At 70.3% G+C, this 21901-nt stretch carries 20 protein-coding genes; 9 read left to right on the top strand and 11 right to left on the bottom strand.

The features are described from left to right. Positions 1 to 13: 13 nt before the first annotated feature. Positions 14 to 493, bottom strand: a complete 480-nt coding sequence (soxR, locus tag AB0I12_RS11240) for a redox-sensitive transcriptional activator SoxR (RefSeq protein ID WP_359927823.1) — start codon at positions 491 to 493, stop codon at positions 14 to 16. A gap of 45 nt (positions 494 to 538) precedes the next feature. Further along, a complete protein-coding gene (locus AB0I12_RS11235) occupies positions 539 to 1813 on the bottom strand; it encodes an MFS transporter (RefSeq protein WP_359927821.1) in 1275 nt (424 codons plus the stop codon). 70 nt (positions 1814 to 1883) lie between these two features. On the opposite strand from AB0I12_RS11235, the gene AB0I12_RS11230 reads away from it, so the two are divergent. Further along, positions 1884 to 2864 (top strand): helix-turn-helix domain-containing protein, encoded by a 981-nt coding sequence (locus AB0I12_RS11230; protein ID WP_359927818.1) that lies wholly within the window; start codon positions 1884 to 1886, stop codon positions 2862 to 2864. On the opposite strand, the gene AB0I12_RS11225 is transcribed toward AB0I12_RS11230, so the two are convergent. Then, entirely contained in the window at positions 2861 to 3985 is a 1125-nt protein-coding gene (locus tag AB0I12_RS11225) for a Xaa-Pro peptidase family protein (RefSeq protein WP_359927816.1), read from the bottom strand. The two genes, AB0I12_RS11230 and AB0I12_RS11225, sit on opposite strands and share 4 nt — an antisense overlap. A 45-nt stretch (positions 3986 to 4030) precedes the next feature. Here AB0I12_RS11225 and AB0I12_RS11220 point away from each other — a divergent pair, with 45 nt between their 5' ends. Next, positions 4031 to 4813, top strand: coding sequence for an alpha/beta hydrolase (locus tag AB0I12_RS11220; protein ID WP_359927814.1), 783 nt, complete (start codon positions 4031 to 4033; stop codon positions 4811 to 4813). On the opposite strand, the gene AB0I12_RS11215 is transcribed toward AB0I12_RS11220, so the two are convergent. After that, complete coding sequence (locus AB0I12_RS11215) at positions 4801 to 5577, bottom strand: SDR family oxidoreductase (RefSeq protein WP_359927811.1); 777 nt, start codon at positions 5575 to 5577, stop codon at positions 4801 to 4803. The genes AB0I12_RS11220 and AB0I12_RS11215 overlap by 13 nt on opposite strands. A gap of 179 nt (positions 5578 to 5756) precedes the next feature. On the opposite strand from AB0I12_RS11215, the gene AB0I12_RS11210 reads away from it, so the two are divergent. The 3 genes from AB0I12_RS11210 to AB0I12_RS11200 are packed head-to-tail and all read left to right on the top strand — an operon-like array spanning position 5757 to position 9154. Continuing rightward, positions 5757 to 6608: a helix-turn-helix transcriptional regulator gene (locus AB0I12_RS11210; RefSeq protein ID WP_359927808.1), complete on the top strand. Its 852-nt coding sequence runs from the start codon at positions 5757 to 5759 to the stop codon at positions 6606 to 6608. 45 nt (positions 6609 to 6653) lie between these two features. Further along, the gene (locus AB0I12_RS11205) at positions 6654 to 7532 is read left to right on the top strand and encodes an SDR family NAD(P)-dependent oxidoreductase (RefSeq protein ID WP_359927805.1); all 879 of its coding nucleotides are present in this window, start codon (positions 6654 to 6656) and stop codon (positions 7530 to 7532) included. Continuing rightward, positions 7529 to 9154 (top strand): AMP-binding protein, encoded by a 1626-nt coding sequence (locus tag AB0I12_RS11200; RefSeq protein WP_359927802.1) that lies wholly within the window; start codon positions 7529 to 7531, stop codon positions 9152 to 9154. Before AB0I12_RS11205 ends, AB0I12_RS11200 begins: the two co-directional genes overlap by 4 nt. Here AB0I12_RS11200 and AB0I12_RS11195 read toward each other — a convergent pair. Further along, positions 9141 to 9923: an LLM class flavin-dependent oxidoreductase gene (locus AB0I12_RS11195; RefSeq protein ID WP_359927800.1), complete on the bottom strand. Its 783-nt coding sequence runs from the start codon at positions 9921 to 9923 to the stop codon at positions 9141 to 9143. The two genes, AB0I12_RS11200 and AB0I12_RS11195, sit on opposite strands and share 14 nt — an antisense overlap. A 152-nt stretch (positions 9924 to 10075) precedes the next feature. Here AB0I12_RS11195 and AB0I12_RS11190 point away from each other — a divergent pair, with 152 nt between their 5' ends. Together AB0I12_RS11190 and hrpA are read left to right on the top strand one after the other, a co-directional pair. Then, positions 10076 to 10480 (top strand): universal stress protein, encoded by a 405-nt coding sequence (locus tag AB0I12_RS11190; protein WP_359927797.1) that lies wholly within the window; start codon positions 10076 to 10078, stop codon positions 10478 to 10480. Between the two features lie 361 nt (positions 10481 to 10841). Next, the gene (gene hrpA, locus AB0I12_RS11185; RefSeq protein ID WP_359927794.1) at positions 10842 to 14738 is read left to right on the top strand and encodes an ATP-dependent RNA helicase HrpA; all 3897 of its coding nucleotides are present in this window, start codon (positions 10842 to 10844) and stop codon (positions 14736 to 14738) included. Here hrpA and AB0I12_RS11180 read toward each other — a convergent pair. Next, positions 14735 to 15676 (bottom strand): WYL domain-containing protein, encoded by a 942-nt coding sequence (locus tag AB0I12_RS11180; protein ID WP_359927791.1) that lies wholly within the window; start codon positions 15674 to 15676, stop codon positions 14735 to 14737. The two genes, hrpA and AB0I12_RS11180, sit on opposite strands and share 4 nt — an antisense overlap. Positions 15677 to 15740: 64 nt before the next feature. On the opposite strand from AB0I12_RS11180, the gene AB0I12_RS11175 reads away from it, so the two are divergent. After that, the gene (locus AB0I12_RS11175) at positions 15741 to 16607 is read left to right on the top strand and encodes a DinB family protein (protein WP_359927788.1); all 867 of its coding nucleotides are present in this window, start codon (positions 15741 to 15743) and stop codon (positions 16605 to 16607) included. Here the strand turns inward: AB0I12_RS11175 and AB0I12_RS11170 are convergent. From AB0I12_RS11170 to AB0I12_RS11150, 5 genes are all read right to left on the bottom strand, one after another. Continuing rightward, positions 16573 to 17997 (bottom strand): wax ester/triacylglycerol synthase family O-acyltransferase, encoded by a 1425-nt coding sequence (locus AB0I12_RS11170; RefSeq protein WP_359927786.1) that lies wholly within the window; start codon positions 17995 to 17997, stop codon positions 16573 to 16575. The two genes, AB0I12_RS11175 and AB0I12_RS11170, sit on opposite strands and share 35 nt — an antisense overlap. A gap of 25 nt (positions 17998 to 18022) precedes the next feature. Continuing rightward, positions 18023 to 18778 carry a hypothetical protein gene (locus tag AB0I12_RS11165; protein ID WP_359927784.1) on the bottom strand — a complete coding sequence of 252 codons (756 nt, stop codon included), beginning with the start codon at positions 18776 to 18778 and terminating at the stop codon, positions 18023 to 18025. A gap of 10 nt (positions 18779 to 18788) precedes the next feature. Next, positions 18789 to 19259 (bottom strand): CoA-binding protein, encoded by a 471-nt coding sequence (locus AB0I12_RS11160; RefSeq protein WP_359927782.1) that lies wholly within the window; start codon positions 19257 to 19259, stop codon positions 18789 to 18791. A 14-nt stretch (positions 19260 to 19273) separates the two neighbouring features. After that, positions 19274 to 19990 (bottom strand): DUF4342 domain-containing protein, encoded by a 717-nt coding sequence (locus AB0I12_RS11155; RefSeq protein WP_359927779.1) that lies wholly within the window; start codon positions 19988 to 19990, stop codon positions 19274 to 19276. Between the two features lie 216 nt (positions 19991 to 20206). Further along, positions 20207 to 21040: an AraC family transcriptional regulator gene (locus AB0I12_RS11150; RefSeq protein ID WP_359927776.1), complete on the bottom strand. Its 834-nt coding sequence runs from the start codon at positions 21038 to 21040 to the stop codon at positions 20207 to 20209. A gap of 70 nt (positions 21041 to 21110) precedes the next feature. Between AB0I12_RS11150 and AB0I12_RS11145 the strand changes: the two genes are divergently transcribed. Beyond that, a complete protein-coding gene (locus AB0I12_RS11145) occupies positions 21111 to 21848 on the top strand; it encodes a phytanoyl-CoA dioxygenase family protein (RefSeq protein ID WP_359927773.1) in 738 nt (245 codons plus the stop codon). Positions 21849 to 21901: the final 53 nt, after the last annotated feature.

Below are 21901 nucleotides of genomic sequence, written 5' to 3'. Positions count from 1 at the left end.
AAACCGCGCCGGGTCAGGCGCACTTGCCCGGATGGCAGGCTTCGCCGGCCGGGCTCATCAGGCGGCGAGGCCCCGGCCCCGCGGACGCGAGGCTGTCGTGCGGGTTGGCCAGGGCGCAGCGGTCCAGGGACAGGCAGCCGCAGCCGACGCAGTCCTTGAAGTCGTCGCGGAGTTGTTCGAGATGCACGATGCGCCGGTCGAGCTCGGCCTGCCAGCACTCCGAGATGCGTTCCCAGTCGGCCCGGTTCGGCGTCCGGTTCTCCGGCAGCAGCTTGAGGATCGCAGCGACCTCGGCCAGCGGTACGCCGACCCGCTGGGCGATCCGGACCAGCGCCACGCGGCGCAACGTGTCGCGCTTGTAGCGGCGCTGGTTCCCCGTCGTACGGCGGCTGACGATCAGCCCTTGACGCTCGTAGAAGTGCAGGGCCGAGATCGCGACGCCACTGCGCCGCGACAGCTGCCCGACCGTCAACTCACCCGGCTCGATGTCCATCGCCGTCCCTCCGACCTCAACCTAGATCGAGGCTAGCGGAACGGATCAGGCAGCGACGAGGCGGCGTCCGATGCTCGCGGACATCAGCGCGGCCGCCGCGCAGAGTCCGCCGGCCAGGTACCACGCGAGGTTGTAACTGCCCTGCGCGTCCCGGATCGCACCGGCGCCGGTCGCGGCCAGCGCGGCACCGACCTGGTGCGACGCGAACACCCAGCCGAACACGATCGGCCCGTCCTCGCCGAACCACTCGCGGCACAGCGCCACCGTCGGCGGCACGGTCGCGACCCAGTCCAGTCCGTAGAAGATGATGAACACCCAGGTGCTCGGCGCGGCCGTCGGCCCGAGCAGCGACGGCAGCACCAGCAGCGACAGGCCACGCAGCGAGTAGTACGCGATCAGCAGGTACCGCGGGTCCCACCGGTCGGTCAGGTACCCGGAGAAGATCGTCCCGCCCACGTCGAAGACGCCGACGAGTGCCAACAGGGACGCGGCCGTCGTCGCGGGCATCCCGTGGTCGTGTGCTGCCGTGACGAAATGGGTCCCGACCAGACCGTTGGTCGAGGCACCGCAGATCGCGAAGCCGCCGGCCAGCATCCAGAACGCCGGCCGCCGCGCAGCCATCCGGAGTGCGTTGAGCGCCCGGACCGCGCTGCTGCCGGTCGTTTCCACGCGCTGGCCAGCAGCACTACCCTCCGGAGCGCCGTACGCACGCAGTCCGACGTCGCTCGGGTAGTCACGCAGGAACAACAGCACCAGCGGTACGACGGCCAGCGCCGCTCCGGCTGCGACGAGTGCGGGCACCCGCCAGCCGTAGTTGGCTGCCAGGGAGGCGATGAGGGGCAGGAAGATCAGCTGACCGGTCGCGCCGGCCGCGGTCAGGATCCCGGTCACCAGGCCGCGACGCCGTACGAACCAGCGCCCGGTGATCGTCGCGACGAAGGTCATCGACATCGACCCGGTGCCGACACCGACCAGCAGGCCCCAGCAGAGCAGCAGTTGCCACGACTCGGTCATGAAGATCGTCAGGCCGCTGCCGAGCGCGATCAGCACCAGCGCGCCGCTGACGACCTTCCGCAGCCCGAGCCGGTCCATCAGCGCCGCCGCGAACGGCGAGATCCCGCCGAACAGCAGCAGGTTGATCGACACCGCCGCGGAGATCGTCGCGTGCGACCACCCGAACTCCTCGTGGAGCGGATCCAGCAGCACACTCGGCACCGACCGGAACCCGGCCGCACCGATCAGCGTCACGAACCCGACCACAGCGACCGCCCAGGCCAGGTGCACCCGGGGCGTCCTTCGCGTCTCCAGAATTTGCGTCACCGGACAACTGTGGCGGTTCGACCGTCATCGAACTAGTGGCCAGACAGACAACATGTGTCAAGATATGGCCATGAGTCGTCACCTGGCCGCCGTCGGGCCGCACGTGGTCGCGGTCCTCGCGCTCGAGCCCGTGGTCGGGTTCGACCTGACCATTCCGCCGACCGTCCTCGGCGCCGCCACCACGGCCGACGGCACCCAGCTGTACGACGTGCGCATCTGCGGACTCGGCGGACCTGTCCGCGCGGGCGCCGGGTTCAGCCTGGTCCCGGATCACGGACCCGAGGCACTCGCAGCCGCCGACACCGTGATCGTGCCCGGAACCTACATCGCCCAGCCGCGGTACGAGGGCACGCTGCCCGCCGACCTCGCCGCCGCGCTCGCGACCATCCGGCCGGGGACGCGGATCGCCTCGATCTGCACCGGCGCGTTCGTCCTCGGCGCGGCCGGCTACCTCGACGGGCGGCCCGCGACGACGCACTGGCGGCGGGCCGAGCTGTTCCGCAGCGTCTACCCGCAGGTGAAGCTCGACGAAGACAGGCTGTTCATCGACGACGGCGACGTGCTCACCTCGGCCGGCCTGGCCGCCGGCGTCGACCTGTGCCTGCACCTGATCCGCCGTGACTTCGGCAGCGAGGTCGCCAACCGGGCCGCCCGGCACTGCGTCGTACCGCCGTGGCGTGACGGCGGGCAGTCGCAGTTCATCGAACGCGCCGTCCCAGAGGAAGGCAGCGAAGGTACGTCGCCGACGCGCGCCTGGGCGCTCGGGCGGCTCAGTGAGGACATCAGCCTCGCGGCGATGGCGGAGCACGCGCGGATGAGCGTGCGCACCTTCAGCCGTCGCTTCAAGGCCGAAACCGGGCAGTCGCCGGGCACCTGGCTGCTGCAGCAGCGCGTGCGGCACGCGTGTCAGCTGCTGGAGACCACGGACCTGTCGGTCGACCGCGTCGCCGAGGAGGCCGGCCTTGGTACGGCGGCCTCCCTGCGGCACCACCTGCGGTCCGAGCTGGGCGTCTCCCCGCTCGCCTACCGCAAGACGTTCCGGGCCGGTTAGGTCAGAACCACCAGGTCGTGCGGCTGGTTGTTCATCGACTCGGCGCCGTCCGCGGTCACCACGACGATGTCCTCGATCCGCGCGCCCCAGCGACCCGCCTGGTAGATGCCCGGCTCGACGCTGAACGCCATACCCACTTCCAGCGGCAGGTCGTTGCCGGCGACGATGTACGGCTCCTCGTGCACGTCCAGGCCGATGCCGTGGCCGGTCCGGTGGATGAAGTAGTCACCAAACCCCGCGGCCGCGATGACGTCCCGCGCGGCCGCATCGATGGACTCCGCGGTCACGCCCGGCCGAACCGCGTCCACCGCGGCCTGCTGCGCCTCCTGCAGGACGGCGTACGTCGCGGCGACGTCGGCGTCCCGCGGCGTGCCGACGGCGTAGGTGCGGGTGGAGTCGGAGTTGTAGCCCTCGGCAACCGGGCCGCCGATGTCGACGACCACCACGTCGCCCGCCTCGATCACCCGGTCGGACAGCGCGTGGTGCGGGCTCGCGCCGTTCGGGCCGGCGGCGACGATCACGAAGTCCGCCTCGGTGTGGCCTTCCGCGACGATCGCGGCCGCGATGTCGGCGCCGACCTCGGCCTCGGTCCGGCCCGGACGCAGCCACTCACCGACCCGGGCGTGCACGCGGTCGATCGCCGCGCCGGCCTTCCGCAGTGCGTCGATCTCGGCGGCGTCCTTGCGTATCCGCAGTTCACGGACGATCGGCCCGGCGAGCACCTGCTCGGCCTTCGGCAGCGCGTCGCGGATCCCCAGCACATGGAGCGCCGGCGTGAAGTCACTGATCGCGACGCGGTCGGCACCGCTCAGCCGCTCCGCGGCCAGACCGTACGGGTCGACGCCGTCCACCCACGTGACGATGTCGACGCCGAGGTCCGCGATCCTCTCGAACGCCGGGGCCTCGAGCTTCGGTACGACGAGTGCCGGGGCGCCGTCGGCCGCGATCACCAGGGCGGTGAGGCGCTCGAACGAGCCGCCCGGCTGACCGATCAGGTAGCGCAGGTCCGAGCCCGGCGCGATCACCAGACCGGTGCCGGCCGCGGCCTCGCGGGCGCGGTCCAGGCGGGCACGGAGGACATCGGCATCTGGGACGGAAGGGAGTGCTGAGCGACGGGCCATGGTGTGACTCTAAAACTGTCGGCGCGGGTTGCTACAACTTCCCCCATGACCCTGCACCATGTGTCCGTCGGCGACGGCGTACCCGTCCTCGCTCTGCACGGCTGGACTCCGGACCACCGACTGATGACCGGCTGCCTCGAGCCGATCTTCACCCAGCTCCCCGGCTACCGCCGGCTCTACCCGGACCTGCCCGGCATGGGGCAGTCCCCCGCCGGCGACATCGACAGCTCGGACGGCATCATGGCGGCGGTCCGCGCGTTCGTCGACGAGCAGATCGGCGACGAGCCGTTCCTGCTGATCGGCGAGTCGTACGGCGGTTATCTCGCCCGCGGTCTGGTCGCCGAGCGGCCCGGGCAGATCCTCGGCCTCGGGCTGATCTGCCCGGTCGGCACGCTCTGGCACAAGGACCGCGTGCTGCCCGAGCACGCCGTGCTGCGGACCGAGCCCGGCGTGCTCGAATCGCTGACCGAGGGCGAGGACTTCACGGAGCTGGCCGTCGTGCAGTCGGCGGCCACCCTGGCGGCGTACCGTTCGGACGTCGCGCCCGGGCTCGCCGTCGCCGACACGGCCGCGCTCGAGCGGATCCAGAAGAACTGGGCGCTGACCACGGCCCCCGAGAGCGGCCCGCCGTACGACGGACCGTCCCTCGTGGTGTGCGGCCGGCAGGACGCCGTGACCGGGTACGCGGACCAGTGGGCCCTGCTCCCCCACTACCCGCGCGCGACGTACGCCGTGCTCGACGTCGCCGGTCACAACCTCCAGATCGAGCAGCCCGCACTGTTCGGGGCCTTGGTCACCGAATGGCTCCAGCGCATTCAGCTGGTCTGAGCGGTCGGCATGATCGTGAGTTGCTGAAAGTTGACCCGGGGCGGCTGGACGGCGATGAAGCCGACCGCCTGCGCGATGTCGTCCGGGGTCAACCACTCCATGGACTGCTTCGAGCCGTCGAGCCACTGCAGCGCACCTTCGTCGGTGACGTGGCTCTGCAGCTCGGTGCCCACGATGCCCGGCTCGAGCGCGGACACGCGGACGTTCTTCGGACCGAGCTCGGCGCGCAGGTGCCGGGACAGGTGGGTGACGTACGCCTTGGTGCCGGAGTAGACGGCGAAGTTCGGGAAGATGTTCTGCGCCGCGATCGACGACGTGTTGATCAGGTCGGCGATACCCCGTTCGGCGGCTGCGGCGACCAGTTGCGGCGTGAAGGCGCCGATCGCGTTCATCAGACCGGTGATGTTGAGGTCGATCTGGCGCTGCCACTGCTCGGTCGCGCGCTCCTCGACGGGCGCCGGCAGCATGACGCCGGCGTTGTTGAAGAGCAGGTCGGCGCCGCCCAGTTCGGAGGCGACCCGATCGGCCGCCGCCTGGACGGCCGCGGCGTCGGTGACGTCGACGGTCAGCGCCAGGGCGTGTCCGCCGTCCTTCTCGATCCGGGTGACGAGCTCGCGCAGGCGATCGGCGCGCCGGGCCAGGACGACGACGGTCGCTCCGAGTCCGGCCAGGTGTTCGGCCGCGCTCTCGCCGATACCGCTCGACGCGCCGGTGATCACCGCGACCCGGCCTGCGAGCGGCTTGACTTCGGCTTGCACAGACATGTGTTGACTGCCTTCCAGTGAGTCGGGCGGCGATTGCCGTCCGTGTCTCCAGAACACCAGTCGCAGAAGGCGTTGTGGGCGCTCGAGCTGACCCTGCGCGGACAGGCACCGCCGAGACTGGTACCCGCAGGGCCACCCAGCGGGCATCCCCGGCCGCGGCGTTCGATCACACTGGAGCCATGGACCGCAGTACCGAGATCGCCGACTTCCTCCGCTCGCGGCGGGCCGCGATCGCGCCCGCCGAGGCCGGGCTGCCCGAGGACGGGCGCAAGCGCCGCGTCCCCGGTCTGCGTCGGGACGAAGTGGCGCGGCTGGCGGGTGTCAGCACGGAGTACTACACGCGGCTCGAGCAGGGACGCGCCGGCAACCCGTCCACCGAGGTCCTCGACGCGCTCGGCGGCGCGCTACGGCTCGACGCGGTCGAGCGCGAGCACCTCGACGATCTCCTGACCCGGCGCGCACCGATCCGGCGTACGCCGGCCAGTCCGCAGCGGGTCCGGCCGGGTCTCTACCTGATGTTGCAGACGCTCGACCACGTTCCGGCCTTCATCCTCGGGCGGCGTACCGACGTCCTCGCGACCAATCAACTGGCCCGTGCGGTGCTGACGGACTTCGACGCGATGCCTGCGACACGCCGCAATCTCGCCCGCTACTACCTGCTCGATCCCGAGGCTCGCGAGCGGGTCGGCGACTGGGAGCGGATCGCCGCCGAGACCGTCGCGATGCTGCGCCTCGAGGCCGGCCGGCATCCGAACGACCGTCAGCTCGCCGATCTCGTCGGCGAGCTGACCCTGCAGTGCCCCGAATTCACCGGCTGGTGGAACGACCATCGGGTGCTGCGCCGGACCCACGGCGCGAAGACCTATCACCACCCGGTGGCCGGCGATCTGGAGTTCGCGTACGAGTCGTTCCAGGCGCCCGGCGACGCCGAGCAGACGCTCTGCGTGTATCAGGTCGAGCCCGGTTCGCCCACCGCCGACGGTCTGCGGCTGCTCGCGAGCTGGATCGCTCCGCAGCCCGCGACCGACTGAATCACCCTCTGCCGCTGACGGCTACCAGCGGGTAATGTCGGGCGCATGGTGACTGGGAAGCGTCCGATCGGCTGGCCGTTGCTCGTTGCGCTGACCAACGGGCGGACCAAGGTCTCCGACGAACGGCTCGCGGCGGCGGTCCGGGACAAGATCGTCCTGGTGACCGGCTCGTCGTACGGGATCGGTGAGGCGACCGCGCGGCGGTTGGCCGCGGCCGGCGCCACCGTGCTGCTCGTGGCGCGGACGGCGGACCAGTTGCAGGTCGTGGCCGACGACATCCGGTCGCGCGGCGGCACGGCGTACGCCTACCCGGCCAACCTCGCTGACCCGGCCGCGGTCGAGGAACTCGTCCGGACCGTGCTCGCCGAGCACAGGCGGGTCGACGTCCTCGTGAACAACGCCGGCAAGTCCATCCGGCGCTCGATCGCGGACACCTACCAGCGGTTCCACGACATCGAGCGGACGAACGCGGTCAACTACCTCGGTCCGGCGAAGCTCGTGCTCGAGCTGCTGCCGTCGATGCGGGAGCACCGCTCGGGTCACATCGTGAACGTGTCGACGGCCGGCGTCCGGACGCCGCCGATGGCGCGCTGGTCGGCGTACCTGGCGTCGAAGAGCGCCTTCGACGTCTGGCTGCGGTGCGTGGCGCAGGAGGTCCGCGGCGACGGTGTGACGACCTCGACGGTCTACATGGGGCTGGTGCACACGCGGATGAGCGAGCCGACGCCGCTGCTCAACAAGATGCCAGGGCTGACGCCCGAGCAGGCCGCCGATCAGGTGTGTACGGCGGTGGCGGAGCGGCCGCACAACATCACGCCACCGTTCGTCCGCCCGGCCGATGCCCTCGGCAACCTGTTGCGGGTGCCCACGGACCGGCTGCTCGAGCAGTACTTCCGGCGGACGGGAGGCGGGAAGAAGCGATGAGGACGATCCGCCCGATCCCGCCGCTGCGGCCACCGGGCTGGCTGATGCAAGGGGCCGCCGAGGTCGGCGAGTTGTCGGTCGCCCTGGTCAGATCCGGGGTCTGGCGCTCGGCCGGGCCCGCGCAGCTCGTGCGGATCGAGCGGGCGCTGCGGACCTGGGGTCAGTCGATGGCAGCACTCGGCGTGATCGCCGCGATCCGCTACCCGGACCGCGCGGCGGTGATCACCGGCGACGACGAGATCACCTACGCCGAACTGGACCGGCGCTGCGAGCGGATCGCGGCCGGGATGCACGCGCAGTACGGGATCGGTGCCGGCGGCAAGGTCGCGGTCCTGTGCCGCAACCACCGGGGCTTCCTCGAGGCGACCCTCGCGGCGTCGCGGCTGGGCGCGGACGTCCTGTTCGTCAACACCGAGTTCGCCCCACCCCAGCTGGCGGCAGTCCTCGAACGCCATCGCCCGGACCTGCTCGTCCACGACGAAGAGTTCAGCCCACCCCCGAGCCTTCCGGCGATCCTCTCCGGCCACGGCGGTGGTGTTCCGGGACTGGACGAGTTGGCCGAGACCGCGGCGCCGGCAGCGCCTTCGCCGGCGAGCGCCGGGCACATCACGATCCTCACCTCGGGGACGACCGGGACGCCGAAGGCGGCGCCGCGGGTACCGACCGCGGTGGGGCTGGCGGGATTGACCGGTAGCGCGCTGAGCCGGTTCGAATTGCGGGCGGGCGAGCCGATGGTCGTGTGTCCGCCCTTGTTCCACGGGCTCGGCCTGCTCACCTCGATGCTCGCTCTCTTCCTGGGGTCACCGCTCGTCCTCCGACCGCGGTTCGACGCAGCGACCTTGCTGGCGGATGTGGAGGCGACGCGGGCGGGTTCCGTGGCGGCGGTGCCGGTGATGCTGCGCCGGCTGCTCGAGCTCGGGCCGGCCGCGATCGCGGCGTACGACCTGCGCTCGCTGCGGGCCGTGATCTCGGGCGCGTCCCAGCTCGGCGCGCCACTGGCCGAGCGGTTCATCGAACGCTTCGGCCCGGTGCTCTGCGACGCGTACGGGTCGAGTGAGGTCGGCATCGCCACCATCGCGACCTCCGCCGACCTGCTCGCCGCTCCCGGCACTGTCGGGCGCCCTTGCCTCGGGAGCACGATCCGGATCCTCGACGACCAGGACCGCCCGGTGCCGGCCGGGACGACCGGACGGATCTTCGCGGGCGGCGGCCTGGTGTTCGGCGGGTACTCCGACGGCTCGTCCAAGACCGTCGTCGACGGCCGGATGAGCACCGGCGACCTCGGTCACCTGGACGGGGCCGGACGGCTGTTCGTCGACGGCCGCGAGGACGACATGATCGTCTCGGGCGGCGAGAACGTGTACCCGGTCGAGGTCGAGCAGTGCCTCGCCGCGCATCACGCGGTCGCCGAGGCGGTCGTCACCGGCGTCCCCGACGACGAGTTCGGCCAGCGCCTGGTCGCGTACGTCGTCCTGCGCGAACCGGCCACCGAGGACGACCTGCTGACCCACGTGAAGGCGAATCTCGCGCGCTACAAGGCGCCACGCCAGATCGTCGTCCTCGACGAGTTCCCGCGGACAGCGACCGGCAAGGTCCTGCGCAACAAGCTCACCCCGCCGTGAACAGGTCGCGGAACCGCGTCATCCGATCGAGCGCGGTCCGCTCGTCGCCGAAGGACACCGCCAGCGTCTCGGCGCCCGCATCGACGAGTTCCCCCGCCGCCACGACGACCGGCCCCGGATCGCCGGCGGACCAGTCGAGCCGCGTGCCCACCTTGATCGGCCGGTCGCCGTACGACCGCAGCTGCCTGACCGCTGCCGCGAACCCGGCGCCGTCCAGGCCGAGGCCCTGCCACTCGTCGCCGTACCGCGCCGCCCGGCGCAGCGCCGGCTGCGTCGTACCGCCGATCATCAGCGGCAGCGGCGCCCGGAGCTGAGGCTCGAACACCCCGCCCCGATCGCGGCCCTCGAACAGGTCACGCATGATCCCGAGCGATTCGTCCGTCCGCCGTCCACGCTCCTCGAACACCGCACCGACCGCCGCGAACTCCTCCTTGGCCCACCCGGCGCCGAGCCCCAGGACAATGCGTTCACCGGACAGCCGGTGCAGCGTCGCGGCCTGCTTCGCGACCACGTAAGGGTTGCGCAACGGCAACACGAGCACCGAGGTGCCGAAGCGGATCCGGGTCGTGCGTGCCGCCAGGTACCCGATCGTGACGAGCGGCTCGTACACACCGCCGTACGTCGAACCGAACTCACCCGGTGGGAGCAGGTGATCGGGCAGCCACGCCGTACCGTAGCCGAGGTCCTCCGCCGCGATCGCCAGCTCGACCAGTCGTTCGGGCGGCATCGTCGCCGACTCGTCCGGGAGGACAACCTGCAACTCGACCATGCGCTCGACCCTAACCGGTCAGAAGGAGCGGCGGACGCCCAGCACTCACCAACCAGGGCGGCGGACGGTGTCGCGGCCGGGGCCGAGCGTGAGCTGCGCGGAGTCTGCTCGGTTGGTGAGTGGTGCAGGTCCGCCCGTGGGAGAGTGGGGCCGTGAAGATTCTCGTCGGATACGTACCAACGCCCGAGGGTGAGGCTGCGCTCGCCGCGGCGGCGATCGAGGCCGAGCTGCGCGGGGCCTCGATCCTGCTGCTGAACACCAGCCGCGGCGACGCCTACATCGACGCCCGCTACGCCAACGCCGACGAGTTGGCGGCCGCCGAGGCCAAGCTGCGCGAGCACGGCGTCGAGGTCACCATCCAGCAGGCGGTCTCCGAGGGCGACGTCGCCGGCGCGCTCCTGAAGGCAGCCGCCGCCGAGGACGTCGTCCTGATCGTCCTCGGCCTGCGCCGCCGCAGCCCCGTCGGCAAGCTCATCCTCGGCAGCACCGCCCAACGCGTGCTGCTGGAGTCCCCCGTCCCGGTCCTCGCCGTGAAGGTCCCGTCACCCCACGACTGACGGACCGCCAGGCCATCACGATCCGCGCCGGCGGCGCTGCTGCCGCGGGTGCCACGCGTTGCGGTGCGATTGTGATGGTCCGGTAATCCGGGTGAGCCGGCTGGGGTTGGCCGCCTAAACTGGTCTGGTTATGCCTGATGCCCGGACCGAGTCCCCGAGTCCATCCCCAGTCCCCTCCCAGGACCCGTCCCCCCGCCGACGCCGCCGCCGCGGAGGAAAGGGACAACGACCGACTGCAGCTGAACCCGCAAGCGGCGCGGGGCGCCGTGACCGCGCGGGCACGGCCGCCGCCAACCAGTCCGCCGACGGCGGGCACGGCTCCGGTCAGGCTGCGGCCGAGGGCGGTCTCGGCCTGACGGAGGTGCTCGGACGGCTCGACGGGCTGACTGCCTATGACCGGGAGCAGCTCGGGCGGCGGCTGGAGCGGGTCCGGCGGACGTCGGACGCGAAGAAGCGGGCCGCGGAGTTGCGGGGTGTGGCCGGCGCGGTCGAGCAGGCCGAGCGGCGGGTCGAGGTGCGGCGCAACGCCGTACCCGAGGTCACCTACCCCGAAGAGCTGCCGGTCAGCCAGCTGAAGGACGAGATCGCGACCGCGATCCGCGATCACCAGGTGGTCGTCGTCGCGGGTGAGACCGGCTCCGGGAAGACGACCCAGATCCCGAAGATCTGCCTCGAGCTCGGCCGCGGCGTGCACGGCATGATCGGGCACACCCAGCCCCGCCGGCTCGCGGCCCGCACGGTCGCCGAGCGGATCGCGGAGGAGCTCGGCACCGAGCTCGGTGAGACGATCGGGTTCGCCGTCCGCTTCACCGACAAGGTGAGTGAGCGCTCGCTGGTGAAGCTGATGACCGACGGCATCCTGCTGAACGAGCTGCAGCGCGACCGCGACCTCACCCGGTACGACACGCTGATCATCGACGAGGCGCACGAGCGCAGCCTGAACATCGACTTCATCCTCGGCTACCTCAAACGGCTGCTCCCCCGCCGCCCGGACCTGAAGGTGATCATCACCTCGGCGACCATCGACCCGGAGCGGTTCGCCGAGCACTTCGCGGCCGCCGACGGCACCCCGGCGCCGATCGTCGAGGTGTCCGGCCGGACCTACCCGGTCGAGGTGCGGTACCGCCCGGTCAACGACCCCGAGGACCCGAGCACGATCGACCGCGACCAGACGCAGGCGATCCTGGACGCCGTCGACGAGCTCGCGTACGAGGCGGACGGCGACATCCTGGTGTTCCTGTCCGGCGAGCGCGAGATCCGCGACACCGCCGACGCGCTGAGCGACAAGTTCCGCGGCGAGCGCCGGACGACCGAGGTCCTCCCGCTCTACGCCCGGCTCTCGAACGCCGAGCAGCACCGCGTCTTCCAGCCGCACGCCAACCGCCGGATCGTGCTCGCCACGAACGTCGCCGAGACGTCGCTGACCGTCCCCGGCATCAAGTACGTGATCGACCCGGGTACGGCGCGGATCTCGCGCTACAGCCACCGCACCAAGGTCCAGCACCTGCCCATCGAGCCGGTCTCGCAGGCCAGCGCCAACCAGCGCAAGGGCCGCAGCGGCCGGACCAGCGACGGCATCTGCATCCGGTTGTACTCCGAGGAGGACTTCGAGAACCGCCCGGAGTTCACCGATCCGGAGATCCTGCGCACGAACCTGGCGAGCGTCATCCTGCAGATGACCGCGATCGGGCTCGGCGACATCGCCGCGTTCCCGTTCATCGACGAGCCCGACAAGCGCAGCATCACCGACGGCCTGCAGCTGCTCACCGAGCTCGGCGCGATCGACACGCCGAAGGGCGGCCGCCTGACCCCGATCGGGCGGCAGCTCGCGCAGATCCCGCTCGACCCGCGGCTGGCCCGGATGATCGTCGAGGCCGACAAGCACGCGTGTGTCCGCGAGGTGATGGTGATCGCGGCCGCGCTCTCGATCCAGGATCCGCGCGAGCGGCCGACCGACGCCGAGGCCCAGGCGCAGCAGGCGCACGCCCGGTTCCGCGATCCGAACAGCGACTTCCTCGGGTACCTGAACCTCTGGAGCTACCTGAAGAAGCAGCAGAAGGAGCTGTCCGGCAACCAGTTCCGCCGGATGTGCCGCAGCGAGTACCTGAACTATCTGCGGGTCCGCGAGTGGCAGGACATCTTCGCGCAGCTCCGCCAGGTCGCGTCGCAGATCGGCGTCCAGCTGAACAGCGGCGAGCCGGCCGACCCGCAGAGTGTCCACATCTCACTGATGTCCGGCCTGCTCAGCCACCTCGGCATGAAGGACCCGGCGAACCAGCACCAGTACCTCGGCGCGCGCGGCACGAAGTTCGCGATCTTCCCCGGCTCCGGGCTGTTCAAGAAGCCGCCGCAGTTCGTGATGGCCGCCGAGCTGGTCGAGACGTCGAAGCTGTGGGCACGGGTGAACGCGAAGATCGAGCCCGAGTGGGCCGAGGACCTCGCCCCGCACCTGATCAAGCGGTCGTACTCCGAGCCGCACTGGGAACGCAAGGCCGGCGCCGTGATGGCGTACGAGAAGGTCACGCTGTACGGCGTACCGATCGTTGCCCGGCGCAAGGTGAACTACGGCAAGGTCGACCCGGAGGTGTCGCGCGAGCTGTTCATCCGGCACGCGCTGGTCGAGGGCGACTGGGACACCCATCACAAGTTCTTCCACGAGAACCGCAAGCTGATCGAGGAGGTCGAGGAGCTCGAGGAGCGCACCCGGCGGCGCGATCTGCTGGTCGACGACGAGACGCTGTTCGCGTTCTACGACGAGCGGATCGGCGCCGAGGTGGTCACCGGGCGGCATTTCGACACCTGGTGGAAGACGGCCCGGCAGCGCGACCACGACCTGCTCGACTTCGAGCGTTCGCTCGTCGTCCGCGAGGGCGCGGAGGTGCGCGAGGAGGAGTTCCCGCTGCGCTGGACGCAGAACGGGATGACGTTCGACCTGACCTACGCCTTCGAGCCCGGCACCGACGCCGACGGCGTCACCGTGCACATCCCGCTGCTGGTCCTGAACCAGGTGACCGCGGACGGCTTCGAGTGGAGCGTGCCCGGGTTCCGCGAGGAACTCGTCACGACGCTGATCAAGTCGCTCCCGAAGGCGGTCCGGCGGAACATCGTGCCGGCGCCGGACCACGCGCGGCAGATCCTGCCCGAGCTCGACCCGGCGTCCGGGCCGCTGACCGACGCGATGGCCCGCGCGCTGCGGGACCTGCGCGGCGTGATCATCGACCCCGGGGACTGGGACTGGAGCCGGGTGCCGGAGCACCTGCGGATGACGTTCCGGGTCGAGGACGACCAGCGCAAGACGGTGGCCGAGGGCAAGGACCTCGCGAAGCTGAAGGAGAGGCTGAAGCCGAAGACGAAGGCCGCGATCTCGCAGGTCGCGTCGAAGGCGGTCAGCGGGCTGGAGAAGTCGGGGCTGACCGACTGGACGTTCGGCGATCTCCCCCGGAGCTTCTCCGAGCACCGCAACGGCCTGACCGTCGCGGGCTACCCGGCGCTCGTCGACGAGGGGAAGAGCGTCGCGATCCGCCTGCAGGAGACCGAGCGCGACCAGGCCGCCGCGATGTGGGCGGGCACGCGCCGGCTCCTGCTGCTGACCATGCCGTCGGTGATCGACGTCGTACAGCGTCAGCTGAGCAACCAGCAGAAGATGACGTTGATGGCAGGCCCGCATCGCAACGTGGGCGCGCTCCTCGACGACGCGATCGCTGCTGCGGTGGACCAGTTGATGGCCGCCGCGGGCGGTCCGGCGTGGAACCTCACCGCGTTCTCGATCCTGCGAGACGCCGTACGGTCGGAGCTCGCGGACACCGTGCTGACGATCCTGCAGCAGGTCGAGCAGGTACTCGGGCACGCGCGGACCGTGGACAAGCAGATCTCACGAGCGTCGAGTCCGGCGTTGCTGGCCGCGCTGTCCGATGTACGGGGCCAGCTCGAAGGTCTCGTCCACCCCGGCTTCATCACCGAGACCGGCGCGCAGCGGCTGCCGGACCTGGTCCGGTATCTGCGCGGCATGGAGCAGCGGCTGGACAAGCTCGGCGCCAACGCGGCGCGCGACCGTTCCGGTATGGCGGTCGTCGACATGCTCACCGACGAGTACCGCAAGAAGCTCCGCGCGGTGCCGACGGGCAAGTATCCGAGCCCGGGACTCCTCGAGGTCCGGTGGATGCTCGAGGAACTCCGCATCAGCCTGTTCGCCCAGACCCTCGGCACGCCGTACCCGGTCTCCGAGAAGCGCATCCGCAAGGCGCTGGCCGAGAGTTAGGACCCGAGCAGGCGGCGGCCGTGTTCGTGGACGGCGGTGCGTAGCTCGGGCGGTTCGAGGATCTCGAACGACCAGCGGATCCGCAGGGTCTGGGCGATCAGCGGCCCGACGTCGTTGGCCGCGAAGCGGAGTTCGCAGGTGGTCGCGTCGATCGGGTCGACGATGCCTTCGCGGGCCGGGAAGACCTTGCGCACCGTGTCCGCGTCCGCCTCGACCCGGATCCGGGCGACGATGTCCCACGGGGCCACCCCGGTCCCCTCGGCCACCAGGGCGATCGGGTCGGGCGGGTTCTCGAACCGGTAGCGCGCGCCGGTCAGCACCGGGTCCGCGATCCGGTCGACGCGGAAGGTCCGCCAGGCCTGCCGGTCCCGGTCGCGGGCGACCAGGTACCAGCGCCGGCCGGTGTGCACGATCTGCAGCGGCTCGACGCTGCGCTCGGACTCGTCGCCGCCGTGCGTGCGGTACCGGAACCGGATCCCCTCGACGTCTCGGCACCCCGCGGCGAGGGTGACGAGCACTTCGCCGTCGACCGTCGGCAACTCCCCCAGCGGCAGCTGACTGGTGTGTGCGCCGATCGCCGCGACCTGCTCGCGCAGCCGCGCCGGCAGGACCTGGTGGAGTTTCGCCAGCGCGGAGATCGCAGCCTCCTCGACGCCTGACACCGTCGTGGTGGTCGCGACGCGCAGCCCGACCGCGATCGCGACCGCCTCCTCGTCCTCCAGCAGCAACGGCGGCAACCGGCCGCCGGGCCCGAGGCGGTAGCCGCCGCCGATTCCGGCCTCGGCGTCGACGGGGTACCCGAGTGACCGCAGCCGGGTGACGTCGCGCCGTACGGTCCGGGGCGTGACGTCGAGCCTGGCTGCCAGGTCGGCGCCGTCCCACTGCGGGCGGGACTGGAGCAGCGAGAGCAGTCGGAGCAGGCGGGCCGCGGTGTCCATGATCTGTTCATTCTGCCCCGACCTGCGGACCGATCCTGTCCGCAGGTCGTCCTACGGTGAGGTCATGACCACGACACTGGAGAACTTGCTCGACCTGTCCGACTTCGCCTGGCAGCGGCTGCGCGACCGGGTCGCCGGGCTCACCGACGAGGAGTACTTCTGGGAGCCCTTCGAGGGCTGCTGGACGGTCCGGAAGACAGATTCGGGCGTCGCGGCCGACTGGGCCTGGATCCCGCCGGAGCCGGCGCCGTTCACCACCCTGGCGTGGCGGATCACCCACATCGTCGACATCCTCCAGGAGGACCGCACCGCCACGTGGCTCGGGCACCAGCCCGCGGACGACGACGGTCAACCCCCGGTACCAGCGTCGGCGGCGGAGGCCCTGACCGCACTCCAACACGCGTACGACGTGTGGCGCCGACGGCTCGCGGCGTTCAGTCAGGACGACCTGGATCGGCCCATGGGTGAGATCGCGGGCCCGTGGGCGGACCACGACGGGACGGCATTCGTGCTGCACATTCTCGACGAGCTGATCCATCACGGCGCCGAGGTCGGATCCGTCCGCGACTTCTACCGGGGCCTGCGCGCCGAGGACCCGTTCGCGCCCGCCCTGGCCGGCGACATCACACCCGCCGAGCGGCCGGCCCTGCTCGCCGAGGCCGCCGCCGCCCAGCGCTGGGAAGTCATCCCGCGACTCGCCGAGCTGGGCTTCGGTATCAACGAGCGCACACCGAACGGCGTCACCGCTGCCCACCTCGCCGCGGGCACCGGATCTCTCGACACCCTCCGCTTCCTCGTCGAGCACGGCGCGGACCTGTTCCTGACCGACCCCCGCTTCAACGCCGACGTCCTCGGCTGGGCCACCTGGTTCAAGCAGTCAGAGGCAGCCCGGTACCTCACGGCGCGAACGCACTCCGGGAGCGGTGCCTGAGCTCGCCCGGTGGGATAGCGGTCGCGAGCGACCGGGCGAGGGCGTCGAGGATGTCGTGGACGCCTTGGGTGAAGATCTCCAGGTCCGGACAGCTGTCCCGGTCGGCGGCGGCGGTGACGTTCAGTTGGCCCGCGTACGACAGCGCGGCGACAACCAGCGTCAGATTGCCCATCGGCGGCATCAGGGGGAACGTCTCCAGCAATCGTGCGCCGGCGAGATAGAGCGGCACCGGCGGGCCAGGGACGTTGCTGACCACCAGATTCACCGACCGCTGCCGCGGGAACATCCGGTACCAGACGCGTTGCCCCGCGACGAACCGGAAGATTCCACTGCCGGCCTCCGGACGTGCCTCGTGCTTGCGCGCGGCGGTCTCGGCAGCGATCAACTCGAGCCGCCGCACCGGGTCGGACGCGCCGACCGGTAGCGGCACCATCATCCAGCCAGGCTTGTTGCCCTTGGCCTGGGCAGGACCCTCCTGGTGCTGGGAGATCGTCACCATGGCGCGCTGTACCAGGCCGTCGACGTTCTCACCGCGGCTTGCCAGCAGCCGGCGCAGCCCGCCTGCGACGGCCGCCAGGATCACGTCGTTGACCTTGGCGTGCTGGACGTGGGCGATCTGCTGAGCAAGGTCGAGTCGGCCGCGTACGACGGACAACCGGCGCTCGGCACCGACCGGTTGGTTGAGGCTGGTCTGTGGAGCAGGCTGCTCGGTGAGGACCTCACGCCATGCCGGCAGGGTGCGTCGTACCTGCTGCGCGGTCCGCCGCGGATGGACGACGCCCGAAACCCCGCGAGCCAGCTCCTGCCCGCGGCGATGCAGGTTGTCGCGCAGCAACTCGCCGGCCGACGGGATCGGCCTCGGCGTCCACGGCGGTGCTGCGGGAGTGGACGCATCGGCGCTCAGGTCGAGCAGCGCCGCGAAGGCAGCCATCGCTGCGGGCCCGTCCGCGAGGACGTGGTGAACCTTCAAGAATGCGCCGATGCGATGCTCCGGGAGGCCGGGGAGCAGCCAGAGCTCCCACAGCGGCCGGTCTGGATCTAGTCGGGGCCTGGCCAGTTCCTCACACGCCCGCAGTAGTTGGGATTCGTCGGCAACCGCGTGGACCTTGACGTGGTCTGCGATGTCGAAGGAGGGGGCGTCGACCCACAACGGCCAGCCCAACCCCAGCCGCGGCCGGTACAGCACCTGCCGGAATCGAGGGACGAGCTGCAGTCTCGGCTCCAAGTGCCGACGGATCGCGTCGACACGGACGCGGCCTTGCTCGTCGAGCAGGCTGGTGCCGTCGACGACGGCGAGTCCGCCGATGTCGGTGGACCAGCCGTAGTCGTCCCACAGCAGCAGGAAAAGGTCCGACGCTGTGAGTCGTTCAAGGTGACGTGTGCGGGCCATGTCGCAACGCCCCTCTCCCTATTGTCTACACGGCCAGGACCGGTTCGAGCCCCTGGACGAACGAGTACACCGCGAGTCCTCCGGCGTGCTTCTTCCCCAGCTGTCTGAGTTCGTCCGAGACCTGACCGAAGGCCGTCATGCGGTGGTCGTAGGCGTACTTCTCGAAGAGAACAGCCCGCGCCGCCATGACATGCAAGTTGTGCTCGATCAGCCCTTCACCGCTCTGGTAGGCCTCGTGGACCTCGCACTCGGTTCCTTCTGCGTTGACGAACCAGTCGTAACGGACGGTGTGCGTGTCCAGCTCCCGCGTCAGCCGCAGGAGCTCGGCCGCCTGCGTCTTGAATCCCTCCACCTCGCCCGGCCGGATCTTCAGATGAGCGTGCACTTCCAGATGAGCCCGGGCCGAACCGATCGTCGCCGGCTGGATTCCGTCCAGGAACGAGAAGACGGCCGGGGCCGCTCCCGTGCGAGCCTCGACCAGGTCGACGAAGTCTTGCGAAACCTCGCCGTACAGAGCCGATCGATGGTCGTAGGCGTAGTCGCGGAAGAGCATCGTCCGCGCCGCCATGATGTGCATGTTGTGCTCGGCCAGTCCGTGTTCGTCCGTGAACAGCTCGTGGACCTCGCACTCGCTGCCGTCCTCGTTGACGAACCAGTCGCAGCGAAGGGTGTGCGTGTCCTGCTCCCGGGTCAGCCGGAGGATCTCGGCCGCCTGGGCCTTGATCCCCTCGAGCTGACCTGGGCGAACCTTGAGGTGAGCGATGACTTCCAGGTTCGCCATGACCTCCTCCTCAGACGTTCTTCGGTACGTGGCTCCGGAACATCAGCCGCATGACCTTGTGGCCGAAGTCCGACGTCGGGTCGAACATCAGCGGGCATCCTCCGTCGATCACCGTGATGCCGTGCTGCCGCCCGAACTCGGTGGCGGCGGTCGACACGCTGCCCTCGCCCGGGCCGCGGTGCATCCACACCTGGGTGATCCCGAGCTCGGCGCACTCGCGCACCGTCTCCTCGGCCCTCGACGGCGCCGTGGCGATGACGACCGCGTCGACCCCTCCGGGGATGCTCTTCAGGTCGTGGTAGCAGCGGTCGCCCTCGACCGAGTCGGCGTTCGGGTTGACGGCGTACACCTGGTAGCTCCGGTCCCGCAGGCGCTTGTACACGACGTTCGCGCCGTGGTCCTTCGGCTTGCGCGATACACCCGTCACCGCGATCCGCTTGTTCGCCAGGAACGCGGATGCAGCTTGCTGCATTGTCGGCATTTGTCGACCTCCCGTCATGCCGTACCGGAAACACCGAGCGGCGACAGACCGAGTTGCGCCGCGACGGCCGCGTTGTCGTAGTACAGGTTGTCGAGCACGACCTTGCCGTCGCGGACTCGTACCAGTTCCATGCCCTGCACCTCGATGCGCTTGCCGGTCGCCGGCAGCTCGGTGCCGTCGGGCAGCGTGACCGGACCGGTGTGGGTTCCGACGAACACGAACTCGTCCGCGAACGCGTCGCCCTCCTCGACGTAGCTGGTGTAGCGGTGGGCGAGGTCCGAGAACGCGCCGAGTTCCTTGCCCAGGCGCTCGCGGATGGCGCTGCGCCCTTCGAAGAAGCCGTCGGGCATCAGCTGGACGGCGTCCTCGGCGTACAGCTCCATCACGCCGTCGAGATCGCCCTTGTTGTACCTCTCGATGTACTGCTCCAGGAGCTCTCTGTAGTTTCCTGTGGCTGCCTCTCGTCCTGTCGAGTTCTTGGACTCCCGTTCGACTTCGATCGAGTAGTCCGCTGCGTACGCGGCGACGGCGCCGATCGCGGCCACCGTCGGCGCGACGAGGAATCCGACCACGCCGACCGTCACCGGTACCTCGATCACGGGCTTGCCGTCGGAGTTCTTGATGATGATCCGGCGCACGTTACCTTCGTGGACCAGTTCCCTGACCTTCTCCACGAGGTGTCCGCCCTTGACGTCGATCTTCTCGGTCGTCGTCGTGACTTGCTGACCCATGGTGGTCACCTCCGCACCTGTGCCTCAGGGGCGTCGCCCTACTCAACGCATGCTGGTCCCCGGGATCGCTTCGAGGCAGGGCCGAACGGCACCTTTCACCAGCTCGCCGACAGGCCGCTCGGCTCGGCCACAGAGGTCCGTTGCCTCTGTCGGCGCGGGCGGGCACGGGGATGAAATGGGCGTCGCGTGCCTTTGCTGTCGCCCGGCGACGAGTCGTCAGGGGACGAAGGCTCGTTGGGAGCGGTGGCGGAAGGCCCGGGGTGAGAGGGTGTGGGCCGTGGTGAAGCAGCGGGTGAAGTACGCCTGGCTGCCGAAGCCGCAGCGGGCGGCGATGCTCGCGACCGTGGCGTTTGTTGCCGCCAGCAAAGATGCGGCGTGTTCGAGGCGGAGGTCGGTGACGAACGCGGTCGGGGTGACCCTGTACGCCGCGCGCATCGACCGGGACAGGTGGGCGGGGCTGACGCCGGCGAGCTTCAGCAGCCGCGGTACGCCGCCGCGGAGGTTGTCCTCGGCGCGCATCGCCGTACACGCCTTCGCCAGCCAATCGGGTACGCCGGGGCCTGCCGTCTCGTCGTCGGGTGAGACCAACTGGAGCAGGTCGATCCAGAACCGCAGCAGGTCGTAGGGGCCGGGCGCGTCCTGGAACCGCTCCAGCGCGTGCTCGAAGACCGCGATCGCCCCCGTCCCGCGGAAGGCCACCGGCCGGCGCGCCGACGCCCAGCTTGCCGTCGGGTCGGTGCGGGTCAGGTCGAGGAACCCCTGCCAGGCCGAGCTCGGGAACGCGACGTTCACGAACTCCAGGCCGTCCGGCGCCGAGCCGCGGACGGCGTGCCGGTCGCTCGGCCGGATCAGGAGCACCTCGCCGGGACGCAACTGCTCGACGCCGGTGGTCAGCAGGTGTTCGCCGCTGCCGGACACGATGCCCATGAACTCGTGGAAGTCGGCATGGGTGTGCAACTCGGTGTCCCTGGCCCGGGCCGGGATCCGCACGCGGGCCGCGTGGTACGGCCGGCCGAACGCGTGCGCCTCGAAGCGCAGGATCTGGTCCACATCAAGACAGTACAAATTCCTGTCGCACCGCTGCTAGTCCTCCGGTCCGCCGGACCGGCACGCTGAAGGCATGTTCGAAACAGACGGCTACGTCATCTTCCGCGACGTCATCGACCAAGACCTGATCAAGGAAGTGAACGATCATGTCGAGTGGCTGCAGGCCCGGCACCCCGAGGTGCGGCCCGAGCAGCTCGGACATGTCTACCTGCGCGACGACCCGTTCTGGGTGCGGCTGGTCAGCGACGATCGGCTCGTCGACATCGCCGAGAAGTTCATCGGGCCGGACATCGCCCTGTTCGCGTCGCACTACATCTCCAAACCGCCGTACTCGGGCCAGCCGGTGCTGTGGCACCAGGACGCGGCGTTCTGGCCGCTCGATCCGATGGCGGTGGTGACGCTCTGGCTCGCCGTCGACCACTCGACCCCGGAGAACGGCTGCGTCCGGGTGATCCCGGGAAGCCATCGCTCCGACGTGGCCGGGATGCGCGACAACACCGAGGTGGAGAACGTGCTCGGCAAGGAGATCGCGGTCGAGATCGACGAGACCCAGGCCGTCGACATGGTGCTGGCCCCGGGCGACGTCGAGGTGCACCACCCGAACATCGTGCACGGCAGCAACGCCAACACGTCGCCGTACCGGCGCTGCGGGCTGACCATCCGCTACGTCCCGACGTCGACCAGGATCACCGACCCGGAGTCGCCGTACCCGAGCGCCTTCCACCTGCGCGGTGCGCCCGGGGTGAACAGCTACCAGCCGCGGCCGGCGGGCGGTTTCAAGGGGTCGTCGCAACACCGCCTTGGTTTCTAGGTGGTGAGTAGATCACGTAAGCGCTCGGCTGGGGTGTCCCAGCCGAGCGTTTT

The organism is Kribbella sp. NPDC050459, assembly GCF_040655315.1.
In the GTDB taxonomy this organism is placed as follows: Bacteria; Actinomycetota; Actinomycetes; order Propionibacteriales; family Kribbellaceae; genus Kribbella.
Note: the sequence above shows the minus strand (reverse complement) of the source record. Positions and strands in the feature narration are given on the sequence as shown.